At 67.3% G+C, this 6,827-nt stretch carries 8 protein-coding genes and 1 pseudogene; all 9 read right to left on the bottom strand.

What is annotated here, in order from left to right:
• Positions 1 to 341: pseudogene (locus tag ACMO6A_RS05585) on the bottom strand (hypothetical protein); the annotation flags it as partial.
• A 237-nt stretch (positions 342 to 578) separates the two neighbouring features.
• Positions 579 to 908, bottom strand: a complete 330-nt coding sequence (mihF, locus tag ACMO6A_RS05580; protein WP_114513405.1) for an integration host factor, actinobacterial type — start codon at positions 906 to 908, stop codon at positions 579 to 581.
• 43 nt (positions 909 to 951) lie between these two features.
• The gene (locus ACMO6A_RS05575) at positions 952 to 1,245 is read right to left on the bottom strand and encodes a hypothetical protein (protein ID WP_418470886.1); all 294 of its coding nucleotides are present in this window, start codon (positions 1,243 to 1,245) and stop codon (positions 952 to 954) included.
• Positions 1,246 to 2,264: 1,019 nt separating this feature from the next.
• Positions 2,265 to 2,372, bottom strand: a complete 108-nt coding sequence (locus tag ACMO6A_RS05570) for a helix-turn-helix domain-containing protein (protein WP_418470885.1) — start codon at positions 2,370 to 2,372, stop codon at positions 2,265 to 2,267.
• A 171-nt stretch (positions 2,373 to 2,543) separates the two neighbouring features.
• Positions 2,544 to 2,924 (bottom strand): DUF192 domain-containing protein, encoded by a 381-nt coding sequence (locus tag ACMO6A_RS05565; RefSeq protein ID WP_418470884.1) that lies wholly within the window; start codon positions 2,922 to 2,924, stop codon positions 2,544 to 2,546.
• Positions 2,925 to 2,949: 25 nt separating this feature from the next.
• Positions 2,950 to 3,816 carry a type II secretion system F family protein gene (locus tag ACMO6A_RS05560; RefSeq protein ID WP_418470883.1) on the bottom strand — a complete coding sequence of 289 codons (867 nt, stop codon included), beginning with the start codon at positions 3,814 to 3,816 and terminating at the stop codon, positions 2,950 to 2,952.
• Between the two features lie 26 nt (positions 3,817 to 3,842).
• Complete coding sequence (locus ACMO6A_RS05555) at positions 3,843 to 4,733, bottom strand: type II secretion system F family protein (RefSeq protein WP_418470882.1); 891 nt, start codon at positions 4,731 to 4,733, stop codon at positions 3,843 to 3,845.
• A gap of 1 nt (position 4,734) precedes the next feature.
• Entirely contained in the window at positions 4,735 to 6,075 is a 1,341-nt protein-coding gene (locus ACMO6A_RS05550) for a CpaF family protein (RefSeq protein WP_015760244.1), read from the bottom strand.
• Positions 6,065 to 6,827, bottom strand: a 763-nt coding sequence (gene cpaB / locus ACMO6A_RS05545; RefSeq protein ID WP_418470881.1) for a Flp pilus assembly protein CpaB, incomplete at its 5' end; no start/stop codon positions are given. The genes ACMO6A_RS05550 and cpaB, both read right to left, overlap by 11 nt.

Genomic DNA, 6,827 nt, shown 5'->3' with positions numbered 1-6,827 from the left:
GTCCATCGACCGCCGGACATGTTGGCGGCAAGCGTGGCCATGCGTTTGACTGACTGGGTGAGCTGATCGTCCAGCTCATTACACTCGTCCAGGTAAAGGGACCCGGAAAGCCAGAGCTCGGCCGCCTCGCGATTCGAGAAGGTTTCGCACGTCCAGGTGTCCGGGTCGAAGTCGTACGCCTCCCAGGTGGCGACGCCGAGTTCGTTGCCGCAGCGTCGGACGAGGTTGCGGTCGGTCTCGACTTCCATTCCGGGCTCGACGGCACGCGTGAAGTCCTCGCCGTAGAGCGAGGCCATGCGCTCCGCTTCTTCTTTGTCGCTGACGTCGTAGTTCCACAACATGGCGGTCGGTCCTTTCATCGGGCGCCCTCCGGCGCCGCGGGTATATTCGCCCTCGATGCTATCCGCGCTCGGCCCCGACCGCCCCCGCGCCCGTTCATGTTTCCCGAACGGGAAGCACTCATCCGCACCCCAGACGCCCTGGAACGCGAAAGGAAAGAGCCGCCGCCCGATGGGCGACGGCTCCAGGGCCTCGCATATGGTTCCTCATTGCCCCTTGGGGCAACGCAGCGTGCGCATCTACCCGAAAAGTTCGATGAGCTTTTCGGCCTGTCGCTGCCCGATGCCCGCGACGCGGCGGGACTCCGCGATGCCGATTGCGGTCATGGCGCTTTGCGCCTTCGCCGAGCCGACACCCGGCAGGGCCATGAGCAGACGCTTCGCCTTGATGCGCCCGACGACGGGGTTTTCCTTGCCCTCGGTTAGGGCGGTCGCGATGGCCACTTCGCCCGATTTGACGCGGGCAAGGTACTCGGCGCGCGCGGCGCGCATCTCGGCGGCGCGCTTCAGCGCGGCGGCCCGCTGTTCGGGGCTGAAGTTGTTCCCGAAGGCGGCCTTCTTCTCGGTCATGGTCGTTTCCTTTCAGTCCTGCGGAATCGCGGTCGCGACCCGCCTAGAGCCATTCGACTACGGTATCGCCGGAATGGACCGAGGCGAAATCGACGCACAGGGTCCGGCGGCGTCCCGGCTGCGTGTGCCTGCCGTCATCCACGTTGAATATTGCGAAGCTGTCGAAAACCTGCGCGAGTGTGCAGCGCACCTTCGCGAGGTTCGCCGCGGTGCCGCGTTTCGAGCCCGTGTGCCCCGAGATAGTCGCCCGATGGCCCAACTTGCCCGAGAACAGTTCGCGGTATTCGGCGATCGTCGGTCGCCCGTCCCTCGCGGGGTCGCACTCCCATCCGAACAACTATACCGCCCCCATGTCAAGCATATGGGCGCCGTGCTCGCCAGCAGGGTCGATGATCGGCTTCATAGATGCTCACGCCTTCCAGAGGTCTTTCAGATTCGGCAGGAGGTATACCCCGCAACTGCCTAAAAGATGCGCTCAGACCGCAAAAACCTTACATCCTCGACCGGATATGGAGAAATGGGGCCGCTAGATGGAACGCCGCGCCACAAGGTAGAATCGATAGCAAGCGGAACCCGTTCCTTATGCTGTCACACCTTGGGAACGCGGGCAACGCAGGTGCGCGCCCCGGGGCCGGGCGAAAACGGCCCCTCTCCCTTCCCTCAAAACATATCTCCGATTGCAAGCGGCGCCCTGCCGAAACCGACAGGGCGTTCGCCCCGTTCATCCGCAGGAGACCCAAGGGCGATATGTACCCGGACGCCATGCCCACGGGCTACCGTCAATCGTCCCAACGGATTATCGTCAATCGTCCCAACGCAGCAGGTAGACGCCCATATTAGATTGGCTGGAATTGAAGGGCGACGCACCCCGCGAGCAGGCGGGCGACGGGGTTGTCGCAGAAAAAGGCCGGGAGTGCAGCCCGGCCTTTAAACCTGAAATCCGCATCGCCCGCGTAACTGGCTAGCAACCTGCGCAGGGTCCGCTTCGTTCACCTGTGATTCTACCCGGTGGACCGGAGTTGATACGCAGATGCCCGGGGTGGAGCCCGGGCATCTAACCAAAGCTGAAAACTAGGCCGCCCGCGCTCCTTGTTGCTCACACGGGGACGCATCGTCTTCTACGGCCATCTTACCCAACTCCGGCAAGGTATAGACGCGCCCTCAGATTCTATATTTGAGCATATCGACCTCGGCCGTCCGCCGATCTCCCTAGCGCTTCGCAAGTGCGGCGATAAGCTCGGCGCGCTGCGCTTCCGTGAGACTGTCCGCATTGCGGGCTACGTGGTGCACGGCGTCATCCAGCTCCTGATCGCAGGAGGTTCCGATGATGTCCGACGGTTCGACCCCGAGGGCGCGCTACGCCGCGGCGATCGTGGCAGGCCACGGCAGCCGCTCGCCGTTGACGTTCCTGCTCACCGAGGCCGGTGTGAGGCCTGCCGCCTCGGCAAGCTCCTTTTGGCTCATGCCCCGTTCCGCCGAAGCCGGCCGCGAGGCGTTTCCCACATCCGGCGGCCCTACGGGACGGATGGGGTCCCTCCATGCCGCCACCCATGGAAAACGCGAAGGCAAACCGGGCGCGATACCCAAAAGCCGCCTGCCTACACAGGCAGACGGCGGCATCGCGGGCGTGATCGCCTATTTCCTCTTCTTCGGGCGCACGATCTCGGCCGGCCTGTCCGCGGGGTCGAACGACCCGGCGCGGAACTCCACGCAGCCGGTGGCACCGCGCGGCGCGGCGAAGAACCGCCAGGGCTTGAGCGAGACATCGAGCGATACCGCCTTGAGCTCGCCGGGCTCGCCCTCGCGAACCCAGACCACATCGATCGGCACGCGCATCATGCAGGTGTGGATCGACCGGCATCCGGGGAAGTAGAGCCCGCAGGCCTCGGGCACCTCGCGCTTGAGCATGAGCCCGCAGAAGCGCTCGAGAAAGCCCCGGCAGGTATGGGTGAGGATCGGGACCCTCTTGCCTGAGGCCGTGACGGCCACGGCCTCGTCGAGATATCTATCGTTCATATCGGATGGCTCCTTGATCGGAAGGTTAGAAGAACTGACCGAGCTGTAGGATCATCGGCGCGAGCATGAGCATGATGATCGAGGGCAGCATGAGCAGAAGCATGGGGAAGAGCATCTTGGTGGACAGCTTGTTGGTCATGTCGTCGACCCTCAGGCGGCGCTCGGTGCGGACGGACTGCGCCTGCATGCGGATGATGTCGACCAGAGAAGATCCCGCGTGCTCCGCCTGCACGAGCGATGCCGTGAAGAAGGTGATCGAGTTCACCTGGGCGCGGTCGGCCAGTCCCAGCAGGGCCTCGGAACGGCTCGAGTAGGCGGCCTCCTTGGCGACGCGGGCGAAGGCCTCGGCGATCGCCCCGTCCATGCGGGTGCCGACCGATGCCAGCGCGCCCTCGAACGACGACCCGGCCGAGATGCAGATGGCCATGAGGTCGAGCGCGTCGGGCAGCTGGCGGTCGAGCTCGTCGCGCCATTCGGCGCGGCGGGCGAGCAGCCACGCCTGCGGCGCGGCGAGCCCGGCGACGGCGAGCGCGCCCGCCGCTGCGAGCCCCTGCACGCCTCCGACGAGCGGCATGGCGATCAGCCCCGCGGCGGCGCCAGCCGAGAACGACGCCACGCGGATGGCCCAGAACGACGCGGCGGACATGGTGACGCCGGATCGCGAGAGCATGTCGCGCGTGGCGTCGGCGACCTTCTCGCTCATGGGGACGTAGCGCGTGACGCTGTAGGTAAGCGTGTCCAGGCGCGTCTCGCCGCGCCGGCGCCGGCTCGGCCGCTTGACCGGGCCCGACTCGATGCCGCCGAGCCGCCTGAGGCCCAGAAATGACAGCAGGCCGGCGATCGTCGCGGCGCACAGCGACAGCGCGACGCCGCGCAGGATTTCGATGTTCACAGTGCTTCCAATCTATCCGGCGCCGCCTAGTCGAGCTTGACGTCGCCCATCTTCCTCATCATGAGGTAGGCGAGCGCGTCCAGCACGACGGCCAGCGCGATAAGTGCCCAGCCGGAGGGCTGGCTGTAGAACTCGCGGTGGGAGGGCGAGATCGCGAGCAGCGCCGCCATCATGAAGACGGGCAGGCCGACCATGATCTGCGACTCGATGCGGTTCAGCGAGGTCTTCGACCTGATGGCCTTGCGGGCCTCGACGCGGGCGCGGACGGTCTGGCCGACGTTCTCGGTGATGTCGGCCAGCGAACCGCCGGTCTGCTGCGAGATGTCGACGGCCGTGGCGAACAGGCGCAGGTCGCGGCTTCCGGTGCGGTCGGCCACCTTGTCCAGCGCCTCGGGTACCGGGGTTCCGGCGCGGATATCCGAGGTCAGGCGCCTGAACTCGGACTTGATCGGGTCGCTCATGTTCTCGGCGACCGGCCCGATGGCCTGTGCGACCGACGACCCCGCGCGCAGGTTCGACGCGATCAGCGGCATCGCCTGGCCCAGCTGCTCCTCGAACTTCTTCTTGCCGGAGTCGCGGCGGACCTTGAGGTAGAGGGGGAACCCGGCCGCGCAGACGGGGAGCAGCAGCAGCGACAGGGGTCCGACGCCGAGCGCGAGCGCAGTGAGCGCCGGCAGCATCGCGGTCGCCGCCCACACGATTTCGGCCTCCTGGACCGACAGCTGCGGGGACGCCTGCTCGCAGACGGAGACGAGCACCGCGGCGACCTTGCCGCTCGGCCGCTCGTCTGCGGACTCAACGCCGGCCTGCTCGCGGGCGATGCGCCCGCGGCGCGCGCTGACGAGCATCGCGACGCCGAGCGCAAGACCTGGCAGGGCCGGCAGCAGGTTGACGATGTTGGAAAGCGACCCGCCCATGCTAGAACACCGCCTGGGGGTTGAACCAGTCGTCATCGACGAAGACGCCCTCGTTCGCCATCTTCTCGATATGGCGGCGCATGAAGCGCTCGCCGGTCGGGACGAACCAGCCGGAGTGCTCGGGGTCGTTCGGGTCGTGCTCGAAGCGGACGATCGGGGCGATCGTGACGACGTCGCCCTGCATGCCCTGGACCTCCGCGATCTCAGTCACGCGGCGCACGCCGTGGGAGCGCTCCGTGTAGATGATGAAGTCGATGGCCTGGCTGATGTACTCAAGGATCTCGCGCGAGGACATGCCGGTGTTAGCCTGCTGGACGAGCGTGCGCAGGCGCGTGGGCACCTCGCGGCAGTTGTCGGCGTGGATCGTGGTGAGCGAGCCGTCGTGGCCGGTGGTCATGGCCTGGAGCATGTCGAAGGCCGCCGCGTCGCGGCACTCGCCGACGATGATTCGGTCGGGGCGCTGGCGCAGCGCGTTGGTCACGAGGTCGCGGTAGTCGATCCGGCCCTTGCCCTCCACGTTGGCGTCGCGCGTCTCCATGCGGGCGACGTGCGGCTGGTTCAGGCGCAGCTCGGGCGTGTCCTCGATGGTGATGATGCGCTCCTCGGGCGGGATGTAGAGCGAGATGGCGTTGAGCAGCGTCGTCTTGCCCGATCCGGTGCCGCCGGCCACGATGGTGGACATGCGGCCCTGCACGATGGCGCGCATGATCTCGAGCATGCGGCCGTCGAACGACCCGTTGGCCATCAGGGCCTCGGGGGTGAGCGCGTCCTTGCGGAACTTGCGGATGTTGATGAGGTGGTGGTCGACCGCGACGCCCTTGAGCACCGCGTTGACGCGCGAGCCGTTGAAGGGCGTGCCGGGCCGGACGATGGTGCAGTCGCACAGCGGCGAGGCCTCGTCGCAGCGGCGGTTCATGCCGGCGGCGATCCGGTCGATGGTGAACTTCACGTGGTCGTCGTCCTCGAAGCAGACGTCGGTGAGCATGAGCCTGCCGGAGCGCTCGACCCACACCGACTCGGGCCCGTTGACCATGATCTCGGAAAGCGACTCGTCGTACAGCAGGTCCTCGAGCGGCCCGAAGTAGTACAGGTCGTTGATTGCCGCGCGCAGCACCTCCTGGTAGGCGTCGTCGGCGATGCGGCCGGTCTGGTCGATGAAGCGCTCGGGCACGAGGTGGTAGAAAGCCGGGTCGTCGATGATGGGGCCGATGACCGAGGCCGCGTCGCGGTCGCGACTGCGCACGTCGGCGTCGGGCTGCTCGGTCTGGTTGTCGGATGAGAGCTGTTCACGCGCGGCGCGGTATACGGCGCGCTCGAGCGCGATGAGGTCCCTATTCAGCATCGCTGGCCCCCTCGGCGGTCTGCGGGATGGCCGTGAGCGTCACGTTCGGGTTCGCCACGATGGCCGCGGCCTGGTCCTCGGTGACGTCGAGCGTCACGAGCGAGTACCCGGCGTCCGGCGAGCCGGACAGGGCGGAATCGAGGGCGATGATCTTGACGTTGGCGCACACCGTCTCGGCGCTCGACGTCGCGCCGTCGGAGACGACGGCCATGACGTTGACGCGGTCGCCGACGCGCAGCAGCGGCGACAGGCTCTTGGAGGAGTCGAGCGACAGGGCGATGGCCACGTGTCCCTCCTCGATGGCCGACGTGATGTGCGCCGGCGAGCTCGATGCCTGGAGGGAGGACAGCGAGATGGAGGTCCCGGCGGTCTGCGTGGTGAGCGAGGTGTGGCCGGCGACATCCGAGACCTTGGTCGCGGCGTCGGTCGGGCAGTACGCCTTGGGGACGGCCTGCGTCTCGAGGTCGGCTTCGGTGATGGTCTCGCCGGCGGCGACGTCGCGGTTGGTCACGACGACGTTAACGGAATTCGCCTCGTTCTTGGCGATGATCGCCGAGGACTCCGCGACCCGCATGCCGGAGAACACGGTGGCTCCCACCGACACGGCGATGGCCGCGGCGGCCACCACCGTGAGCGCGCGCGTGCCCTTCGAGGGGCCGGCGGGGGCGGGCTTGGGCGCCGCGCGGCGCGGCGCGGTCGAGGGATCGCGCCCCTCGGCGGGCTTGGCATCCTTCTTGCCCTCGGCCTTGCCG

Source organism: Eggerthella sp. (assembly GCF_048329335.1).
Classification (GTDB): Bacteria; Actinomycetota; Coriobacteriia; order Coriobacteriales; family Eggerthellaceae; genus Eggerthella; species Eggerthella lenta.
The sequence above is the reverse complement of the archived record's forward strand: the minus strand, read 5'-3'. Positions and strand labels throughout refer to the sequence as shown.

What these genes read in the sequence shown, in the direction of transcription:
- mihF (WP_114513405.1), bottom strand. Translation starts at nt 908, where the DNA reads ATGACCGAGAAGAAGGCCGCCTTCGGGAACAACTTCAGCCCCGAACAG.
- ACMO6A_RS05570 (WP_418470885.1), bottom strand. Translation starts at nt 2,372, where the DNA reads ATGAGCCAAAAGGAGCTTGCCGAGGCGGCAGGCCTCACACCGGCCTCG.
- ACMO6A_RS05565 (WP_418470884.1), bottom strand. Translation starts at nt 2,924, where the DNA reads ATGAACGATAGATATCTCGACGAGGCCGTGGCCGTCACGGCCTCAGGC.
- ACMO6A_RS05555 (WP_418470882.1), bottom strand. Translation starts at nt 4,733, where the DNA reads ATGGGCGGGTCGCTTTCCAACATCGTCAACCTGCTGCCGGCCCTGCCA.
- ACMO6A_RS05550 (WP_015760244.1), bottom strand. Translation starts at nt 6,075, where the DNA reads ATGCTGAATAGGGACCTCATCGCGCTCGAGCGCGCCGTATACCGCGCC.